The 19,872-nt window shown below is 65.9% G+C and carries 11 protein-coding genes; 3 read left to right on the top strand and 8 right to left on the bottom strand.

Annotated elements, in window-relative coordinates:
- Window positions 1-118: 118 nt before the first annotated feature.
- Both HUU95_RS00645 and HUU95_RS00650 read right to left on the bottom strand, forming a co-directional pair.
- On the bottom strand, window positions 119-745 hold the full coding sequence (locus tag HUU95_RS00645; RefSeq protein WP_174278312.1) for a hypothetical protein: 627 nt from the start codon (window positions 743-745) through the stop codon (window positions 119-121).
- A gap of 1 nt (window position 746) precedes the next feature.
- Window positions 747-1,238: a hypothetical protein gene (locus HUU95_RS00650; protein ID WP_174278313.1), complete on the bottom strand. Its 492-nt coding sequence runs from the start codon at window positions 1,236-1,238 to the stop codon at window positions 747-749.
- Window positions 1,239-1,654: 416 nt separating this feature from the next.
- Here HUU95_RS00650 and HUU95_RS00655 point away from each other — a divergent pair, with 416 nt between their 5' ends.
- The 3 genes from HUU95_RS00655 to HUU95_RS00665 are packed head-to-tail and all read left to right on the top strand — an operon-like array spanning window position 1,655 to window position 5,225.
- Window positions 1,655-3,943 carry a S8 family serine peptidase gene (locus HUU95_RS00655; RefSeq protein WP_174278314.1) on the top strand — a complete coding sequence of 763 codons (2,289 nt, stop codon included), beginning with the start codon at window positions 1,655-1,657 and terminating at the stop codon, window positions 3,941-3,943.
- Between the two features lie 20 nt (window positions 3,944-3,963).
- The gene (locus tag HUU95_RS00660) at window positions 3,964-4,545 is read left to right on the top strand and encodes a hypothetical protein (protein ID WP_174278315.1); all 582 of its coding nucleotides are present in this window, start codon (window positions 3,964-3,966) and stop codon (window positions 4,543-4,545) included.
- An 11-nt stretch (window positions 4,546-4,556) separates the two neighbouring features.
- Complete coding sequence (locus HUU95_RS00665; RefSeq protein ID WP_174278316.1) at window positions 4,557-5,225, top strand: hypothetical protein; 669 nt, start codon at window positions 4,557-4,559, stop codon at window positions 5,223-5,225.
- A gap of 348 nt (window positions 5,226-5,573) precedes the next feature.
- On the opposite strand, the gene HUU95_RS00670 is transcribed toward HUU95_RS00665, so the two are convergent.
- The 6 genes from HUU95_RS00670 to HUU95_RS00695 form a co-directional block, all read right to left on the bottom strand.
- Window positions 5,574-7,946, bottom strand: a complete 2,373-nt coding sequence (locus HUU95_RS00670; protein ID WP_174278317.1) for a hypothetical protein — start codon at window positions 7,944-7,946, stop codon at window positions 5,574-5,576.
- A 192-nt stretch (window positions 7,947-8,138) separates the two neighbouring features.
- Window positions 8,139-9,059 carry a hypothetical protein gene (locus tag HUU95_RS00675; RefSeq protein WP_174278318.1) on the bottom strand — a complete coding sequence of 307 codons (921 nt, stop codon included), beginning with the start codon at window positions 9,057-9,059 and terminating at the stop codon, window positions 8,139-8,141.
- Window positions 9,060-9,410: 351 nt separating this feature from the next.
- Window positions 9,411-13,538, bottom strand: coding sequence for a hypothetical protein (locus HUU95_RS00680; RefSeq protein WP_174278319.1), 4,128 nt, complete (start codon window positions 13,536-13,538; stop codon window positions 9,411-9,413).
- A gap of 286 nt (window positions 13,539-13,824) precedes the next feature.
- Window positions 13,825-17,502 carry a hypothetical protein gene (locus HUU95_RS00685; RefSeq protein WP_174278320.1) on the bottom strand — a complete coding sequence of 1,226 codons (3,678 nt, stop codon included), beginning with the start codon at window positions 17,500-17,502 and terminating at the stop codon, window positions 13,825-13,827.
- A gap of 699 nt (window positions 17,503-18,201) precedes the next feature.
- Window positions 18,202-19,395, bottom strand: a complete 1,194-nt coding sequence (locus HUU95_RS00690) for an IS91 family transposase (RefSeq protein WP_174278321.1) — start codon at window positions 19,393-19,395, stop codon at window positions 18,202-18,204.
- Between the two features lie 6 nt (window positions 19,396-19,401).
- Window positions 19,402-19,872 (bottom strand): tyrosine-type recombinase/integrase (locus HUU95_RS00695; protein WP_174278322.1); only part of this gene is annotated, 471 nt, incomplete at its 5' end.

Here is a 19,872-nt window from a genome sequence, read left to right on the forward strand (position 1 = left end):
CCGCGGTGATGCGGAACACCCAGGGCAGCCTGGAACGGGTCATCTGTTTTCTCCTCGGCACGATGCCGCGGAGCTCTTCCCGCCATCCCGACCGGCCGGAGCCGGTCGTCACTCCTTGCTACCTGCTGCCGAGCCGGCGCCAGCCCTCGCCGAACTTGATCCACTCGTCGGCCCAGGCGGCGTGCTCGCCCTCGCTTAGCTCGGGGTGGAGCGGTCCCCAACCGCACGCACGGTGGCTGCGGGCGAGCACCAGCAGGTGGCCGTGCGGCGCCTCGTCGGCGAGCTGATCGCCAGGCGCATGGCAGACCGCGAGGCTGGTCAGGTGCCGATCCATTGCGACGTGCACCATTGCGAACGCGACCAGCTGGTCGAACTGGTCGTGCAGCGGGCGGTCGCGGTCGAACGGCACCGTCAGCACGCCTGCCAGCAACCGCTGGTGCTCGACCGTGGCCGCGTCATAGTCGCCCAACAGCCGCTCGATGGAGACCGGGTCGGCAACCCCGGGTGCCAGCACCAGCCGGTGGTCGCGCGCGGTGGTCGGCCAGCCGCAGCGGGTGCGCGGACTGGTGTCGTCGGGCTCGACGGGGTTGAGCTTGGCGAACGCGAGCTGCGCCACGCTGTTGTCGTGGCCGCTGCGGCGCGGCCTGAGCAGCGCGAAGCCGAGCCCGGACGCGTCCTCGGCGCGCACGTCGTAGACGCGGTCTGCCGCTTCGCCCGGCGCAATCCAGATGGGGAGCGAGGCCATGTCAGCGGCCCTCCAAGACGCGGGTGAGCTCGGCCAGACCGAGCGCCAGCCCGGCCGCGCGGTCGCGCTCGTCATCCCAGGGCGGCACCTCGCACCCGCGGAGGCCGACGCGCAGCAGCGCGAAGCTGGTATCCGCCGGGTCGTCGGGAACGAGATGCGCGGGAGCGCCCGCGCCCAGCCACAGCCGCAGCGGTGCCGCGCGGAACAGCCGCTGCCCGCGCAGCACCACCCCGAACGACAGGTCGGCGGCGTCGCGGCCGGCGGCTCGGATCACCAGCGCGTCGGCATCGTGCGCCTGTACCGCCTCGTTCAGTAGATCGCGGCAGGGTGTCGCCACGGCGGGCACCAGCAGCAGGCTTGCTGCTTGCGCGTGCAGATAGTGGCGGAGCGGTATGACGGGTGCGTTTGGGTCGCGCTCGAAGCGCAGGCCGGCCATGCGCGCCAGCATCAGCGCGACCGTGATCGCGGCCGCCTCGCGGGTCTTGTCTTCCATGTGGGTCTTCTTGTGCTCGGGTGGGCCGCGGGCTGCTCGCGGGCTCCACCAGGGTCGTTTCACCTTCCGGCTCAGCCGAACGGCGTTCCCCCTCCTTCTGCGCCGTCGATGACGGCGGGCGCGATACCGCGCAGGTCGGGTCTTGCTTGTTAACCGACCCCAGCTAGACTCGGTCCGTTCGCCAGCAGGCGGACCGAGGCGTGAGAACCTTGCTGTTGTAGCCGAAGGCCCGGCCCGAACGAGTTTCGGCCGGGAGGCGGACGCGTATGTCCAGGACCTCCGGGTCTAAAGGCGTTCGCGCTCGTCAACAGCGAGTTCTCAACTTCCGGCTTTTGGGCCGGCACCGCCTCGTGAACACGATGGCGGTGCCGCCGGCTGGAGCCCGACGCGCCGCCCGACAGGGGGCGTGCGGGGGTATGTTCGACAGGGTAGTCCGCGACCGGCAACGGTCGCTGTTGCAGGCGACGCCGGTGCTGACCGCGTCGCTGCTGCTTGCTGCGTGTGGCGGCGGCGGTGGCGTGAACTCGTCCGGCACGGCCGCACCACCGACCTCCGGCACGCCGACGCCGACGCTGACGCCCGCACCGACATCAACACCGACGCCCGCTCCAACCCCCACGCCCACGGCCAGCGCCGAGGATCAGGCCAGCAGGGCGGCGACCAGCATCAAGGCCGAGGCAGCCTATGCCAAGGGCCTGACCGGCCGCGGCGTCACCGTGGCCGTCATCGACACCGGCGTGAACACCACCAGCACCGAGTTCGCCGGCCGCCTCTCGCCCGACAGCCGCAGCTTCGACAGCTTGATCGCGCGTTGCGCCACCTGCGCGCCGGAGACGGTGCGGTTCGCGCTCGACGACGTGATCGGCCACGGCACCGAGACCGCGTCGATCGCCGTTGCCGCGCGCGACGGGACCGGCATGCACGGTGTGGCACCCGACGCGACGCTGCTCGCGCTCAAGGTGTCCGCTCCCGACCTGACCGGGGTCACCGCAACGTCACCGATCGGGGAGAGCGATCAGGCCGACCCGCGGCAGGTCGCGTCCGCCATCGCCTATGCGGTCGACCGCGGCGCTTTCGTGCTCTCGCTCAGCGTCAACGGCTCGGCCAGCAACCAGACTGCCGTGGAACTGCGCACGGCCATGGACCAAGTCAGCCGTGAAGATAGGCTGCTGGTAGAGTCGGTCTCGAACGACGTTGGCGATCAGAGCTCAGCTGCCGGCACCATCACCCGCGACCTGGTCGGCGCCAGCGGCGAGAACCGAACCTCCTTCCTGTTCGGCATCCGGGTCAACCCCGATCTCACAGCACCATCAGGCAACGGCCTGCCTGGCGACCTTGCCGACCGCACGCTGGCAGTGATGGCCGTGCAGGTGCAGGCAGTGGGCAAGGACGGCCAACCGGTCACCGTCACCGGCAACAGCTTCGCCGCTCCCGCGATCGCCGGTGCAGCCGCGCTGCTGAAGCAATACTGGCCGCACCTGGGCGGACGCGCGATTGCCCGCATCCTGCTCGATACCGCGACCGATCTGGGCACCCCCGGCGCCGACCAGCAATATGGCGCCGGGCTGCTCAACCTGGAGCGCGCGCTGCAGGCGCAGGCGCCCGCGTCCGGGTTCGCGGCCGCCGGACAGGTGCTGGCGAGCTACTCGTCGATCACCGTATCGGCGCCGTTCGGCGGCGCTGCCACGGCGAACGCGCTGGCGGGCGGGCTGTCGTCGATGACGGTGGTCGACCGCTATGGGCGTGACTACCGCATGGCGGGCGCGTCCGCAGTTCAGGTTCGCGGCTCGGGCCTGCTCGCGGGCGGCATGTTGCCCGCCATGGTGCCGCCATGGAGCCGGGCCTCGACCGGTTCGGGTTACGCGTCCGGAGTCGTTCACGCCAACTTGGCTCCGTCTGCGCCAGTCGGACCTTGGCAGCACATCGGTGACCGGCAGCCGGCTGCGCTGTCCTTCTCGCCCGCCGCCGGGCAGAACGTCACGCTCGCCGCCAACGTCGCGGTTGCAGGTGCGCGAGGCCTCGCCGGTTCGCCGCTGCGCGGCGTGGTCGGCACTCCTGTCGGCAGTTCGGCAGCGTGGACCGGGTCGGGCTGGTCCGCTTCTTACTCGTCTGGCCGCTCACGCGACGGTGCGGTCGGCATCACCACGATCGGCATGCTCACACCGCTCGGGGTCGGGCTGGAACTGACGGAGCTGCTCGAACGCGGTCAGGTGCTGGGCATGACCGCCGGCGGTAGCGCGGACCCGCAGGATGCCCGCACCCGGGTGGCGACGCTTGCTGCCGCTCATGAGCTTGGCAGCTGGCGGCTCGGCGCTCGCGCGACGCTGGCGGTAACCGACGTGCAGGGCGGCGGGCGCCTTCGCTTCACAGGCCCGGTCACCAGCACCGCGTTCGGGGTCGAGGCGAGCCGCCCGACGTTGGGCGGACTCCTCGACCTCGGCCTGTCCTCGCCGCTGCGGGTCCAACACGCCCGCGCCTCGCTTGAGGTCCCGCTCGCGTTCGACCTGGTCACCGGCGCGCTCGCGACCGGGCGGCGCGACCTCGATCTTGCCGCGTCCGCGCGCGAGCTGGACCTGGAGGCGGGCTGGTCGGGAGCGCTCTCGGCCGCAGCTTCGCTTCGGGTCGGCGTCGCCCGGGCCTTCGACGCCGGCCACGCGGCCGGTGCCACCGACACCGCCGGCTATCTCAGCCTCACCATCCGCTGACCACCAAGGAGACAACACCCATGCGTCACACCGTCACTGCCGCCCTCGCGCTCGGCCTCGCCGCTACCGCAACACCTGCCTCTGCGCAGACGCTCTTGGACAAGGTCATCCAGCGGATCGGCAAGCCTCGGGGCACCGCCGCACAGGGCAGCTCGACCACCATCCCGCCGGCAGCCCTCGCGGCCATCTCGCCCGAGCAGGGCGCCGCCATCGACCAAATGCTGACCGCGCCAGTGCAGGATGCCGCCATAGTCGCGGCTCGGACCAGTGCCTGGCCGCTGATCCGCAAGCTGCTGGCGACCGGCTCGTGCGCAACGCTTCCGGCGGCCTGGAATGCAACGAACCGCGATGCGCTGACGCCACGGGACTATGGTGGGTATTTTGAGGACGGCGTCGTGCCGATGCACGGCCTGCGCTACCACGACAAGAGCCGGTGCCTTGACGTTTATCGCCTCGCCGACTGGAGCAAACCCGCCAACAACGCCCTTCAGTTCCGGGCCTACTACATCGCGGCGGACTCGGGCGAGGCCAGGAACCAGCTGTTCATCCTGCAACAGCAGGACGGACGCTGGCTGGTCCGCACCATTGACACCGCGTTCTGACGGAGGCCGCCATGAAGTATCACGGCTTCGCGGCTGCTCTCGCCGCCAGCCTGCCCCTGCTCGCCGGCTGTTTGGACCGCAACGCCGCCAACGAACAGAACTTCACCCGGGCGCTGGAACCGCTGGTTGCCGACCGGTTCTGCCACACCATCGCTGCGGACTGGATGACCACATCGCCGCAAACCGCTGCCGACGAACCGCTTCTGCCGCTGATGCTGCGCGCCGCGCCGTTGCCGCGTTCGGGCGGTGGTGACCGCGATGCCGACGTCCGCGCGATGCTGGAGGGTGCGGCGCACGACGGTATGCTGACCCGCACCACGACCACCGCACCTGCGCGGCGCCAGCACTATTCGGAGGCGCTCGCGCCCACGGCGCTGGTCGTCTACGCGCCCACCGACGCCGGCAAGGCTGTGTTCCGGGCAGTGGAGCAGGAGAACGCCAACCATCGTCCCCAGCTCTATTCGGGCGTGTGCCTGGGCCGGGGTCAAGTGGACAAGATCGTGCGCTGGACGGAACCGGCCGACATGTTCGGGCGGACCATCACCCAGGTAACCTACCGCTACAGTGCTGCTGACATCCCGGCGATGGTGCCACCAAACATGCGCGCGCCAATGACGGAGCCGAAGGAGGCGACTGTCACGCTGATGAAGACCAGCGACGGCTGGCAGCCCGTGGAATGACCCAGAACTCGTCGGCCTCCAGCGACCCCGATCATGCGCGGCAGGTTGCCATCAGCCTGATGAGGATGGCGCTTGCCCTTCTGGATCGCGCCGACGAGTCACTGGCCGCAGCACGGCTCCAGCACGCGTTGGACACGCTGGAGTTACGCGCGCCGGGACCCCCGACCGAGGTCGAAATAGCCACGCTGCTTAACCGATCTGGAGGATAGGTCCTGATGAACCAGCGCAGGCAACCAAATTGCGGCGAAAGGATGACTAGTTTCGCGTCCATGTTGCCGGCGACCGCTCTCGACCTGATGCCGGATCACGGTATTGATGCTTGTGCGATTATCGAAGACGAACGCTTAATCAGCGCTCAATTTGCCTCTTGGGAGCTTTTGCAGCCTGATTGGTAGTTTTAAACCAGGGCATCGCAATTAATTCCGATTGAGCATTCTTGAGATTATTCGCCGCGGACATCAGCACCTGATAGCCAAGGGGATGATCAGCCAATCGCCTAACGAGCTCTACTGCCTTGTCAGCTTGTTTAGGCCATCGTGAATCTACCCATATCTCGAGATCACCGGCTTGAGAGCGCAGTGCAATGCGGCGATTCGCGATTAGGTTAAGCGGCTTCTGCAGCAATGCGTCGAACTCGTCACGCTTCTTCAGGCTGGTGACCATGTAATCGGGGCTTGTGCGGTAGAACTTGACGATTTCCTTGAGCATAAATGTGAGGTCTGCCGGCTCTGTGGTGATCGCTGGCGATTGCGATGTTTTGTGGACAATCGGCGACGTTTCGTTCCGCTTGATCGCGGAACGTTGGTCCGACAGGTGGGACATATTCGTTGAAGAACTTCTCTCTGGAGATCCGCTGGAGCGCTGACGCTGCGTGCCCGGACCCGGCTGCTGTATGACAGGACTGCTGTTGCCCTCCTCAGAGTCTCGGACGTCACCATCAATGGCGCGAACCGGCTTTCGCACCTTCCGCTTGCCGTCAGCGGGAAGCTCGCCGCCGATCGGACCCGTGAACTCGGGAGAGGCCGGCAACTGCTTCGACTGTGTGACTTGCTCTTCGTCCGTTGCCGTTTCTTCGACCGCATTCGCAAACGACCTGCCTATAGCGTCGAGCGTTCGGATCGGGACCGATGAAGCAGGCCCTTCGGTCTGCTCTACTTCGCTTGGGGTCACCGGAAGGATCGTCTTCGTCGAGCCTTTGACGCTTGCGGTAGGCTCCGACACGGGAGATGTTCCGGTGGTCGGTTCGACCCCATTAGCTCCGTCCGACGGAGCGAGCGAGCGACGAGATGGCGAAGCGGGTGAGAGGGGAGCGACTTCCGCGAAAGCTCGGAGTGGTGAACCAACTGCGGGCTTCTCGGAAACCACCATGGCTGGCTGGCCTGAGCTGACTTCAGGTTTCGCGTGCGAAACCGGCGATGTCGGGATTGCCAACGCTGGAGACTCTTTGGCAGCAAGATCCGATCGCTGAGCTTCGGCGGTGCCGGCGGTCGGGTCGGGGACAGCTTGCCGCACAGGATGCAGGGCCACGCCATCAGTCGTGCCCTGGTCCATCTGACCTGCAGACGCTGCCTTGCGTGGCGCCAGCAGGCTTTCGGCCTGCAGCAGCCGCTCAATCCGCTGTTGGCGATCGTTCAGGTCACGGACAAGGATGTTCCCTGCCGTCTCAGCTAGAGCTGCCCGCACGACCTTCGCTTCGTCGGCCCAGGCGAGTTCAGCTGATCCCCTGTCGATGTTATCGCGCCGGCGCTCATGATGCTTTCGGCCGGCAGTGCTTTTGCCTTGATCCCGCCGCACAGGCGGCTCGCCGCGTGCGGCTCGGCTGAGCGGCGTAAAGCGGCGGGCCTGTCCGGCGGCGATCATCGCTTCGTTCATGACTGTTGCGACGTGCGCCCGGAACTCCGTGATGAATTCGGCATCGTTCAACTCCGCACGTGTCGAGCTGCTGATCCCGTACTCTCCGTCGGCGCGGGTCTCGAACGGTCTCCAGCTCAGGACGACATGGCCGTGGAAGTTTCGAGGATCCCCCTCCGGATCCGGCCGATGCGGAACGCCGACATAAGGAAGTCCTCTTTGCGCCAGCGGTTCGCAGATCCTGGTGAGCAGCCTCTCCCGGCCAAGGGAGTCCAGCTCGTGCGGAAGCGAGACGACCAGCGTCGTATAGACGTTGGCATTGGCACGTCCGGCGACGACTTCCAGCTCTTCCAGCGCTGCGAATAAGCCTGCGATCGCGTCCGGGTCGGCCGATATGTTGCTGATGATGGTGCCGCCCTCGATCTCGCGCGCGAGCTCTCGCAGAATATATTGAACGGCTCTCACCGCCTCACCGCGCTTGTAGGGGCTGTCCTTGGCTCGACGATGGTTGCCCAGCCCTCGGCCGGTAAATTTGAGGTGGAACGACGAGGAGCGCCCGCCTCCGGCCCGGTTGCCGAGCGAATTGACAAGCCCAGTCATCGTCTCGAAACGACGAAGGCGAGCCGACCCTTTCCGCTGTCCGCTTACCTTGGCCGGTCGGCAGCTGATGGAATGCGAGCCGCGCATAAGATCACGCTGAGCCCGCCTGATCGCACGCGCGACGGCGCGCGCATCCGCATCGCGGCTGGCAGTCTCCCGCTGCGTCTTGGCAGCCTTGGCGCGGTGCTGGCGGGCCAAGGCAAGCGCCGCCGCCAGATCACGCGCGATCGCTTTGCGGCCGTTCACCTGCCATCGGCTCTTGAGAGTCATGCCATTTCTCTCTTGCGAGTTATGGGGCCGTGTCGTTCGGTTCGCGCCCGCGCGAAAACTGAACACATTATCGCGCGCCCCATAACTTCTACTCTCTACCGGGACACTCAAGCGGCCCTGTCGGGCCGCTTTCGTCCGCTGCGGATAAGAAAAGAGGGCGGTTTCGCATGCGAAACCGCCCAGATGTGAGTGTCAGAAAGACGACGCCTGAAGCGCAGACGCGAGCTTTTCGCGGATTAGATCGACAACAATCTCGAGTTCGGTGTCGCCGAGATCATCGAGGTCGATCCTGATTGCGCCGTCCTTCTTGTGACGAACGCGGCCGATCTCACGGCCACCGTGGCTCAGGACGGACCTGGCGCGGCGCGGCGTCTTGGTCTTGGTCGCTGCGCGCAGTGCAGCGAAGATCCTGCTGGCGGGCGCGACGTCCAAGTGGTCCAGCGCCGCCAGCACGGTTGAGCGCGCTGCCTGATCGGGTGCGTCGGACCCGTCGGGGTCGCGACCCACTACCCCCATCAGCCACGATGCCGGACGCTGGGCGATATCGCGCGGGATGAGCACCTTGTCGCCGACGATGGCGCACGCGCGCACGACGTCGAGGTTCTTGCTGACCGACGCCTTGCTGGTGCGACAGGCTTTCGCCGCCTCTGCCTCGTTGCCGAACTGCTCGACCGCCCGCATGTAGAATTGGCCGCGCGCGAGCGAGCTGGCCGCGTAGGCGGGCTCGATCTGCTGCGCGAGCAGGCGATAGGCGGCGGCATCGTCGAGCCGCTCGAAGACCCGCACCTCTACGCCGTCTCGCCGTTCGGGGTTGAGCTCGATGTAACGGCTGACGGCGGTCACGACGTGCGCGGACGCCACCACCTCGATACGGCCGTCGCTGCGACGGCGCGCGGGAACGGGTGCGCGCTGTCCCGCTTCGGCAAGGATGCCGACCTCTTCCTCGATGACGTCGGGAAGAACGTCGTCCGCCTGCTCCTGCGCGGGAAGCCAGATCTCGATTTTGGCCAGCGGCACCATCTGGATTCGGGGCGTGAAGCCGCTATTGTGCCCGATGCCGGCCTTGCCCTTCGGCACATCATCGGTTGGCTCGTTGATCTTCTGCTCGGTCACTTTGCATCTCCGTTTGTGGAGATGGCGGCATGCACCACGTCGCTGATCCGGTTTTGGGGGCTACCTCCGTTCCGCGCACTAGACCGGAGCGAAGTGTGCCGGGTGAAAAGCGGCGAGCGTTGAGAGTGACCCACCGGCCTATCGACAACGACCTAATCTGGACTCTGCGGGCAACCTTTGGTGGATAGCGGAATGGCCGGTTAGGGCGCTGAGGTGGCGTAAGCGGACGCTCGTTCATCAAGCTCACGACGGCCGCTACCGAGCAGGACCGGTATTCCGCTTCTTCTTCTTCTCCCTTCAACGGCGGGTTTTGCCAAAACCAGCCGTTCGCTAGCTGAGAGCTGCCCGCAGCTAACCGTCGCCATCCGGGGCGATGTCCATGTCCTCGTCTTCGTCGGCGTAGCCCTCTTGTTCCTCAGCGACCTTGGTAAGCCTCTTGCCGTTCCAGGACCAGGCTTGATGCAGGTCGTTGGAAGCCATCACGTCCGATGCGATCGAAGCGTGCCGGTTCTCGAACACGAGCCACACGATCCGGGACGTCGTCGCGGTGAGGTAAGCTAGCAATTTCGTCTTGTCGAAGACCAGCGCGACATCGTCGCCGCAGCCGATCTGTGCCGCGATCACGTCGCCAGATGCATCGACCCAGCTACGCGCGCCGTCCCATCTTGCCAGATTATGGGTTACAAGGTCCGGAGCCGGTGCCCAAAGCGAATGCGTTGGTGTCTCGGGATCGTCGAAATGACTGACGATTACTGATGCGGGGATGCCAAACTCGGCGTCGAGCGACCATTGGCTGGAATGGGCTCGAATGGCGGCGCCTTGCAGTAGTTCGCCCTGATAAAGATCGCGCAGTTCGGGAATGTCTGAGCGGGGGATGGACGAGGCGAAGGACTTCTTCAGCGCACTCATCTCGCTGTCGGGAACCAGCATAGCCTTCACGCGCCGAGGTGCGAGCAGGTAGCGGCCGCTCGCCTTGTCCTCATATCGCCAGCTCTGATAGCCGGCGAGCAACAGCCATTTCTCGCCAACCAGTTCGATGTCCCGGTCGGTGAATAGTTCGCCAGCCCAAACTTTCGCATCGCGTGCCTCGGGCCGAGTGGACGGCGCGATGAAGAAATCCGATACGCCTACGCCTGGAAGCGGCGCGGCCAGGTCGTCAGACAAGTCGGTCGGATCGAGCGTGCGAAGCTCGACGGCCTGCAAGTCTGTCGGCTTGCGAGACATTCCCCATGAGGGCGGATCATGGGGGACGTGATCGTGGAGGCGACCCAGCAGCCGCGCCAGGAAAATCCACTGATGCTTCTTGCTAACGCGCCGATGGCGATTGGGTACGCCGCGCTCCTGCCCATGCTCTTCGATGAGCTTCCAGTCATAGGCTAGCGCAAACCTGCTCGGACCATCATAGCCAAGCGTCAGGATTTGCTCGACGATCCACTGGTTCAGGCGCGTGAGCGTCAATCCTGCGGCGGCAAGGTCGAAATCCCTGGCGGCCGGTTCTACAATGTAGCGCGCGAAGTCGGGTTGCCACTGTTTCCCTAGTTCCAGGTTCGTCGGCAGGTCGGGATGCGCGGCTTCCAGCGCCGCCCAATCCGGAAATATGAAGTGAAGCGGCCACGCGCTTGGATAGGGTGGTTGCACCGATGCTGGGGCCGGTGTGCTCGCCATGGAGCCTGCCGCGACGCCTTCCTCGACGATTAGCCGCGCCAGATCCCGGAGCAGCACATTCTCGGGCGGCATGCCCGAAGCGAAGAAATTATCGAAGACGATGTCGGCGATTTCGTGCCAATAGGCCGGATCCCGCTTCAGCAGACCCGCGCCGTATGCCGAATTCAGCACGCGCTCGCGAATGAAATCATCGTTGCACAGGATGAAGGAGTTCAGCAGTTCGCCCGCTATTGGCTGAGCGACCAAAAGGCGTGTCAGGGCCATGGACGCCTCATCGCGAATGAGCAGGTCGGCACTGCCGGTGAACCAGGCCAGGGCAATGCCGAGAAGAACGGCCGATTCCGCTGACAGGTGCGAGAGGTCCTGCCCCCGCGCAATACTGACGAGTTGGTGACCCGCGCCCCCTCGCTCCCAGGCCCGCTTTAGCGCCTCGGTCCAAAGAGCGTCCCGGTCGAGTTGCTGATAGCTTCGGAGCCGCGAATCCAGCCACTCTGCATTCACCGGATGCCCAGGCACGGCCGCAACTGCGAGAACAAGGCCGAGAACGTCGATGAGATCGACGAATCTGCCGTGGTGCAATATCCAAGCCGTGCTGGTAAAACTGGCGAGATCCCGCCAGGCTAGAACGCCCAGTGCCAGCATCGTCACTTCCAGGTGAGTCGCTGTTCCGCTGAGCAGATCGGCAATCTCGATGCCGTGCAGTTCGGGCAGGAGGATCGAATAGGCCTGGATCAGGCCGGCATTCTCGGACACCGCGGCCGCCGTCGCCACAAGTGCCGCTAGGTCTCCAGAAAAGAACCGTTCGCTGATGGTCGTCTTGTCCTGATCGGCGATGCTCGCTTGCGCGATTAGCACATCGCCTAGGCGCTCAAAGGCGAAACGGAGAAATAAGGCGCCACTATCGGACCCGACCGAAACAAGGTCGGCCTCTTCCATCGCCCTGAGCAAGGATCTCGATGCGCCCTGTGATGGCCAAATGCCAGCCAAGGTCGTCTGGGCATCGACTAGCGGCAACAGGCGAACGCCCTTCTGTCCCATTGCCTTGGCAAGGGCTAAGGCGCCGGCGCGGACCGGATTCTCGATGCGGACGTCGAAATCGAGCAGTTCGGCTGCTTTCCCGTTCGCGCCGTCGAGGATCGCCGCGATCAGCTTGGTAAGGCTGATCTGGCCGCCGGGAATGCGATCCCACTTCATGTTCACCGCTGCCCGGCAAACCAGGTGCAGGAACAGCGGATTGGCGAATTCCGGTTGCGCGACCACTTCGGCGGGCGGGCCAACCTTGTAGAATGCTGCAAAGGCGTAGGCGGCGTCATATTCGCGGCCGGCAAAGCCCACGTGCGTAAAGCTGGGCAGGTCGTCGGCTGCCGCCCCGAGCGCATCCTCGATGAAGATGTCCCGGCAGGTGAGGAGCAGCTTGATCGGCTGCCCTGTGACATCGGTCTTGAGCTGGGGAAGCCAGGATCGCCATTGCTGGCGGTCAGGGGTCTCATTGATCGCATCGACGCAGATCAGGAATGGCGCATCGGTGACTTCGGCGAACGCGGCCAATACGCCGAGAATCTCGGACTTGCTTGCCATCGGGCCGATGCCCAGCTTGCTTGCCACCACGCTCCACAGGTTTTGGCCGTGCGTTATTTCTTGCCCAAGTACGGTTAACGCGCCGCGCCCGGCAGCAACCCGTTCCTTGGTGACATCGATCGTGGTGTGGGTCTTGCCGATACCGGCTGGGCCCCGCATGAGCAGGGTGCCCGCTCCGGCCGCGATCGCAGCCGGGCTCTCGGCAAATGCGAGGATGTCGCGCAGGAGCGTGCATGCCTCGCGGGCGTGATCGAGATCCGCCGCGGGGAATGCAACCTGATAGGCGGACTGAAATTGCCGCCAGCGGATGTTGTCGTTTTCCTCGCCGTGCGTGCTGTCGAATGTGCGTTTGACCGAGGCTTCGAGGGCCTGTGCAATGGGAAGCGTTTGACTGGAGAGCCTCTGTAGCGCTGCGCGGTCGGCTTCCGTGAAGGAAAGATCCTCGACGGCGGCAAAGCGAAGGTTCGCGTCATTAAGGGCCGCCAATATCTGCGCGGACGGCCCCGGATGCGCCTTGGGCGGCATGCCATTCCAGACACGAACTGCCCCGCGCAACCGCGCACCCCAGCCCTGACGGACCGCTGACCAAGCCGGATCGAGGCAAAAAGCCTTGATCGTATTACCGGCGTCGTTTCCGACCCGAAGACGGGGCGAATATCGAGGCCCGGCAACGCCTTCGGCTACGGCCGCGGCGCTCTCCAGCGTCGCCATGGTCAGGTTTGGCGAGCCGAACCAATACAATATGCGTCCAGCGGAATTGTCCATTCCCAGGAGCCGCGACTTCAACTCGCTCTCATGCCACCACTCGATCGTGATCGTCGCGCCGCGCATGGCGGCACGATCGATCAGTCTCTTCCGCCAGGTCTCGAGCTTCGCCGCCTGGCCGTCGCCGGAACGCGCCTTGACCGTTGGTGTCGGATCGAATGGCAGGGTTACGATATAAGTTTCGAGATCGGGATGATTGTCGAGCGCGGTGTCGAGCGACTTTTCGAGTTGCGCGAGATGCCCTGCCTTCAAGGGCAGGAAGTATTTCGATTGAAGTCCGATGACTTTCCCGCTGGGAAGGCGCCAGATGGCCTCGACGCCGCCATCGCCACCGGCACCGCGATACCGCTCGTATCGCGAACCCGCAGCTACGCTGTGACGATGGAATATCTGGGCGGAGAACTCTTCGAAACCTTCTCTTTGATCGCCGCGCTCGGCACGAATCTGCGAAAAGTCGATGTCAGGGATCATTCGGCAGCCGCAATAATAGGTCTCGATAGACTGCTCCGCTTAAGCGAAAAGCAGCCGTGCGTCATCCAGTCGCTAGAGCGCTCTCAGGTCGAGCTGTTCGACATCGAGGTGCTGCCCGCGACGCCGATGCTCGGCCCGACGTCTGGCATTGCCGCACCTGCAAAGGGTTTCGGACGAGGGCCTGAGGCCGGCACTTGCCACCTCATTCGTCGCTTTCTCAGGGACGGCAGGCGACCAAAACTGGCTCTTCCGACTCCGTGGCGCACATGCTCGCTCACGACTTTATTCACCGACATTGTTTGCGAGATGCGGTCCAATCGACTGAGCCGACGTCCTTCAGCCTGACGAAGGTCGCGTCGGGAGATGGGTGGGTTTCGATGAAGGCCATCGGCTGCGGCGAGTCGACGATGACGAGGCCGTGGACGACAGGCACGGCCGGCAGCTTGTAGCGACGCGCCAGTGCCTCGGCGTGTTCCCGGATGTGGGCTGCGCGCTTCAGATGGCGCATCAGGTTGTCGGGTTTGTTGTCGTGCCTGAGCAACCCGCGGTATTCCGAAAGCCGCCTCGCAGTCTCCGCGAGGGTCCGACAGAGCCTGATGTCCTTCGCTTCGATAACCCAGACGTGCAGCCGGTCCTGGCTGAAGGCGAGCACGTCGATGTCGCCGAGTAGCTTCATCTCGGGTGTCGCCTTTTTGTTCAGCGCCGCCCAGGGAGCGACGCCGGGTGCGGCGTCCAGCCCGAGCGCGGCGATCGTCTCGGCGACGCGGACGTTGAACGCGTTGCCGGCGGCGTTGGAGGCACGACCGACGTGACTGCGCATGGCTTTGCTCGACCAGAACCGATCCTGGAGGCTGCCGTCGTAGGCGCCGGAGAGGTTGTGGACGGCGGCGCGCTCAACCACCGCCGGCGCCACGGCAATCATCGGGTCCTCCTCCGCGTCGATCGCGAGCAGGGGACGGCCGATGATCGACTGCGGCCGGTCGAACCGACCTAGATCGTAGTCGTTCGGGAACGCATCCGCCGGGACCTCCCTCCATCCGTCCCTCGATCGCAGCGTCAGGCGCTCGATCATCGGCTCGATCGCCTCGCCCTCGCCAAAACCCATCGCAACGAGCCGCCGGACCAGCTCCGATCTCCTGAGGGACACCACGTCGCGGCGATCGGCGATCGCGAGCTCGCAGGTGCTCGCGCTCAGGTCGCCGAAGGTTCGCATGGAGCAGTGGAATTCGGCCTCGAGCGCCTGGACAAGTTCGGGCTCGAGCGATCCTCGGTCCTCGCGCGGGTTGGCCATCCTCTCGTCGTAGCGTTCGATGTCCCGCTCGCGCGATTCCGCGTGCATGATGGTGGAGCTCGGCGCCAGCGTGTTCTCGCCGAAACTGTGATCATAGAGGAGATCGCCAGTCGGGCTGATGACGAGGCGCGGCGTGAGCCTGTCGCCCATCAGCGCCGGCAGGAGCTCGCAGTAGCCGAAGTGGTGGAGCGCGACTGCGCGCAACTCGTCGAGATCCATAGCGCCGACCGAACTTCCGCCTTCCGCCGGTGCGTTGGACGCCGCCACCTCGGCGAGCATCGCGCATGCGCGCAGGTTCGCGTTCGTGGCGTTACGGTGCTCGAGGCTGACCTTGCTGTCGGCGTCGGTGCCGTGGATCGCGCGGAGCGCCCGCGCCGTGACGGCCCAGTGCTGCTCGTCGGCGATGCTCGCCTGAACCAGAGACAGCGACGCGGTGACCAGCGCCACGCGGTCGTAGTGCGCGACGGAGACGAGGAGGCGCTCAAGCGTGCGCGCATGCAGGGACTTGAGCAGGTCCGCGCACTTCTCCCGCCCCTCGATGACCTCTCCGGGGCCGTAGCCTAGTCCGAAGGCGTGGCCCTGCTTGACGATCGACACCGCCGATCGCGGGACCGGACTGAACTTCATTCCTATGATCTGGTGCAGTCGGAGCTGGTCCGCGACGCGCTCCGGATAGTAGGCGTGCCGCCAGCGGACGCCAGGCGACGGGACCTTGGACTGCAACCGTCTGACCGCCGTCGCCCGGTCGATCCCGTTGCCGATGGCCTGCTGGATCGCTTCCAGCAGCCCGGCAGCGAGTGCGATTTCGGCGCGGTTGTCCACGCGCCTCGCTCCAGCCTGCCAAAGGGCGGACGCGCTGACGGTGCCGGTGCGCTCGCCCGGATCGGATGCGGCCGCAACGGCGTCATCGAGCTCTTGATCGGTCGGGAGGGTGACGGCCAAGTCATCCATAGGCTCAAGGCGCAGATCGATCATGACGGGCTTGATCGATGCGTCAACGCCGTGGTCCACCAGGCCGGCGATCAGCAACGTCCAGTGCAACGCCGCCTTCCAGTTCTGGTAGCCATCGTTGAAGCGACCGGGCGCATCTGGCGACTCGAGGCGAAGCCAGATAGGGGATGGTCCGACGAGCACCGCCCCGAGAAGGGTGCCTTGCCGAATTTCCCGGTAGGATGCGTAGATTGGCTCGAGGACGCCAAAGTCGGCGATCCGGTCGAGCCGTCCCACGGTCCGCCAGCTGCCATCTGGCAGTTGGACGCTCCGCCGGTCGAACGCGTCCGCGGCGCGTTGGCGAGCCTCGAAAAGGCTGTCGGTCGGCATCCCGATGTTGATCGGAGGGACCAGGTCGCGATTACTCTGGGGCACGAGCGTGTGGTCCGTCTGCCGCCACCATTCGTGCAGGTTGAGTGGACCGCTCAGGTTCCGAAGCTCGATCCCCTCTGACTGCACCATGTCCTCGAGGACCTCCAGCCTCCAGAAATCGGCGAGCGTGCCGTCGTTCGAGCCTCCGAGCGCCATCGCGTCCGCGACCTCGATGCCCGCAAAGCGCCAGGCGCTGAGGTCGTCGGGACGCCGGAAATCGATGATCTCGCCCGGCCCCCATCCTCCCATGAGGTAGACGGTCAGACCTGCCATGAAGCCGGGCCGGCTCTCGCAAGCCTCATTCGCGGACCGCATGGATGATATTATCCTGGCCTGCCGCTCGAGATTTGCGGGCTCCATGTCGCCGAACCCGGCCTGACGCCAACCAGAGAGTCGGCCGGCGATCAGCTCGAGGTGGACGTATCGTCCGGGCGCCTCCTCGCGGACCAGCGAGCGCGTGGCCTCTCCCAGGATCCATCGGGTCGGCACGTCCTCCAGGGTGGCGAAGCCAGTCTCGGCAAGACGCTCCGCCTGAACCGCGAGGAGCGCGTCGCCGACCTCCTGCTCCCGATCGGTCTCGAGCATGTGGTCGACGATTGCCGCGCGCACGGCCATGCTGACCGCGGACGGCACAGCGAGCAGGATGCCGGTAGGCGTGCGCAGCAGCGGACGCGTGTCGAGCGCGGCACAGCCCGCCGCCGAATTAATCGTCGGTGGAAGATCGTCATCCTCGATGATGAAGCGCTCGAGCAGCGCAGGTTCGAGATTGGCCGAGGCGAGCGCGCTCGCCGACCAGTTCGGGTGGGCGGCCAAGGCCGACAGCCTCTTGTCCGGCGGCACGGGGACGTCGGCCCACTGCCGACCACTTCCCGAGACCCGAAACCCAAGGCCGGCGCGCTCAGCGGTTAGGTCGGAAAGCAGCAGCAGGGCGTGGGCGGAGGAAAGGATCTCCAAGTCGCGTTCGTCGGCAATCCGCTCCGCCGCTTCCAGCAGGGTTTCGGTGTAGAACGTTGGGTGCGCCCACGTGCCGCAGATCAACCGCCTGTCGCCGCGCCGAGTCGAGACGGTCTGCAGGAACAGATCCTCCGACGGGTCCTCGAACCGCGAGATGTCCGATTTCCCGAAGTCGGCGTTGAGAAGGCGCTGGAAGTCGCTACGGCCCGGTCGAATTCCGCCGCTCGCCAGGCCGGCGACCAGCCGGCTCGCCCAGTAAAGCCGTGCCGAGTGGACGTGCAGGCGCGGATCAAGCTGCAGCGCGGCGAGAGCGGACAATGCCGCGTTCCGGTCCCAGCGCGCGATCCTGCGGCCCATCTGCTGGCTACGCGCAATTGCATCCGCAGGAGTGGTGGGCAGAGGCCGCATCATTCTCGGGCTGACCAAGGCTGGCGGCGCCAGAACTGTCGCCGCGTCTCTCTCTGACGCTGAGTTCGCGAACGGTATCCTGCCCATGAATGCATGATGTTGCGCGCCTTAGTCGGCGTCTAGAGTGATATCCGCGCTATTCGACCAACACGGTCTGCAATCGACGAGGATTGCGAGCGGATGTCGACTGTTATCAGCCCCCCCGTTCGAAAGGTTGGCCTGTAACGACCGCGTTGTCCCAGTTGCCGCCGTTTGGCCAAAATCAGCCAAAGCTGACATGCCCGCTTTGCAAAGATGAATGGATGGCCGAAGTTGGTGAGCGGAAAGGTCACCCTAAATGGCCGCATGTGTGAAGGATATCGGGCATCGGCAGATGTACGATATCCTCCAAAGCAGGAAGCCGCGGGCCTCGTGCGGTGACCTATGGGGTTTTCGGGTTTGGTCCCGTTGCGAGGCGCGCGCGACGGCGGTCGAGATAGGCACCGGCGGGCGGGTATATGGCCGCCCGGAGCGGTGTTCGGCATCGACGTTGCCCCGAACCGGGGCATAGGATGGGTGCCGACACGGGTGGTGGCGTCGTCAGCGCGAGCGGCATCATCGCCGGAAGCGCAGGCGCTGCGGGGCGGGATGCGGCCGAGCCATGCCGGGTCATGACGTGATGGTCCCGGTCGGGTGGATGCCGTGCGGCGGGGCGCGTGGTCGGCTCGAGCGTTCGAAGGTCTCGATGACGACCATGTGTCCGCCGCAGCACGGGCACGACGGCCGGACATCCGGCGGGTCGACCGGCGTATCGGTGGCGGCGGGTGGCACGACCCTAAGCAACTGACGGACGTGGTCGAGACGGCCCTTGCGGGTGGCGCCGGCGAGCAGGCCGTAATGACGGATGCAGTGGAAGCCCTTGGGTAGGACGTGGAGCAGGAAGCGGCGGATGAACTCGTCGGCGGCGAGTGTCATACTCTGCTGGCGGTCGGCGCCAGCGCGGCGATAATCCTTGTAACGGAACGTCACCCCGGCCTTGTTGAAGCGGATGAGGCGGCTGTTCGAGATCGCGACCCGGTGCGTGTAGCGCGACAGATAGGCGAGCACCGTCTCGGGGCCGGCGAACGGTGGCTTGGCGTAGACGACCCAGTTCTTCTTCCTCACCGGCGCCAGGTAACGCAGGAACGCGCGCCGGTCGGCAAGGTGCGCCATGCTGCCGTAGAACGCGAGCCGCCCCGCGTCATGTAGCGCCGTCAGCCGGGCCAGGAACAAGCGGCGGAATAGCTTGCCCAGCACCCTGACCGGCAGCAGAAACGCCGGACGCGACGACAGCCATCGGCTGGCGTCGGGCGACAGGCCGCCGCCGGGCACGATCATGTGGATGTGCGGGTGGTGGGTCATCGCCGACCCCCAGGTGTGCAGCACCGCGGTGATGCCGATGCGGGCGCCGAGGTGCTTTGGGTCGGCGGCGATGGTGGTCATCGTCTCGGATGCCGCCTGGAACAGCAGGCCGTAAACCGCCGCCTGGTTCTGGAGCGCGATGTCGGCGATCTCAGCGGGCAGCGTGAACACGACATGGAAGTAGCCGACCGGCAGCAGGTCGGCCTCGCGCTCGGCGAGCCAGGTGCGCGCGGCGGCGCCCTGGCACCTCGGGCAGTGCCGGTTGCGGCAGCTGTTGTAGGCAACCCGCCAGTGCCCGCAGTCGGTGCAGGCCTCGGTGTGGCCACCCATGACGGAGGTCCGGCAGGTCTCTATCGCCGACATGACCTTGAGCTGGTCGAGGCTGAGATGCCCGGCGCGGGCAGCGCGATACGCGGGACCGGCAGCGCGAAAGATGTCGGCGACCTCGATGGAGGTACGCACGCAGCGTCACCCGGCGGGCGTCTTCCCCTCCATCAGCGCCATCAACCGGTCGAGCGGCCCCGTCACGGCGTGGATCGTGCGGGTGGCGACTTTGGTGTAGTGCGCCGTGGTGTCCAGCTTGCTATGCCCCAGCAGCACCTGGATGACGCGGATGTCGACGTCCTGCTCGAGCAGGTGGGTGGCGAAGCTGTGCCGCAGCGTGTGCGGGCTCACGCGCTTGCGGATGCCCGCTGCCTCGGCCGCTTCGTGGACGGCACGGTGCAGCTGCCGGGTCGAGACCGGGTCGGTATAACTGCGTCCAGGGAACAGCCAACCGTGCGGCAGCAGGACGCTGCGCCGCTTACCCTCGCGCCACCACAGCCGCAGCAGCTCGAGCAGCTGCGGCGAGAGCATGGCATTGCGGTCCTTGCGTCCCTTGCCCTCCTCGATGCGGATCAGCATCCGCTTGCTGTCGATGTCGTCGGCCTTGAGGTGCGC

This window comes from Sphingomonas bacterium (assembly GCF_903643065.1).
Taxonomy (GTDB): domain Bacteria; phylum Pseudomonadota; class Alphaproteobacteria; order Sphingomonadales; family Sphingomonadaceae; genus Sphingomonas.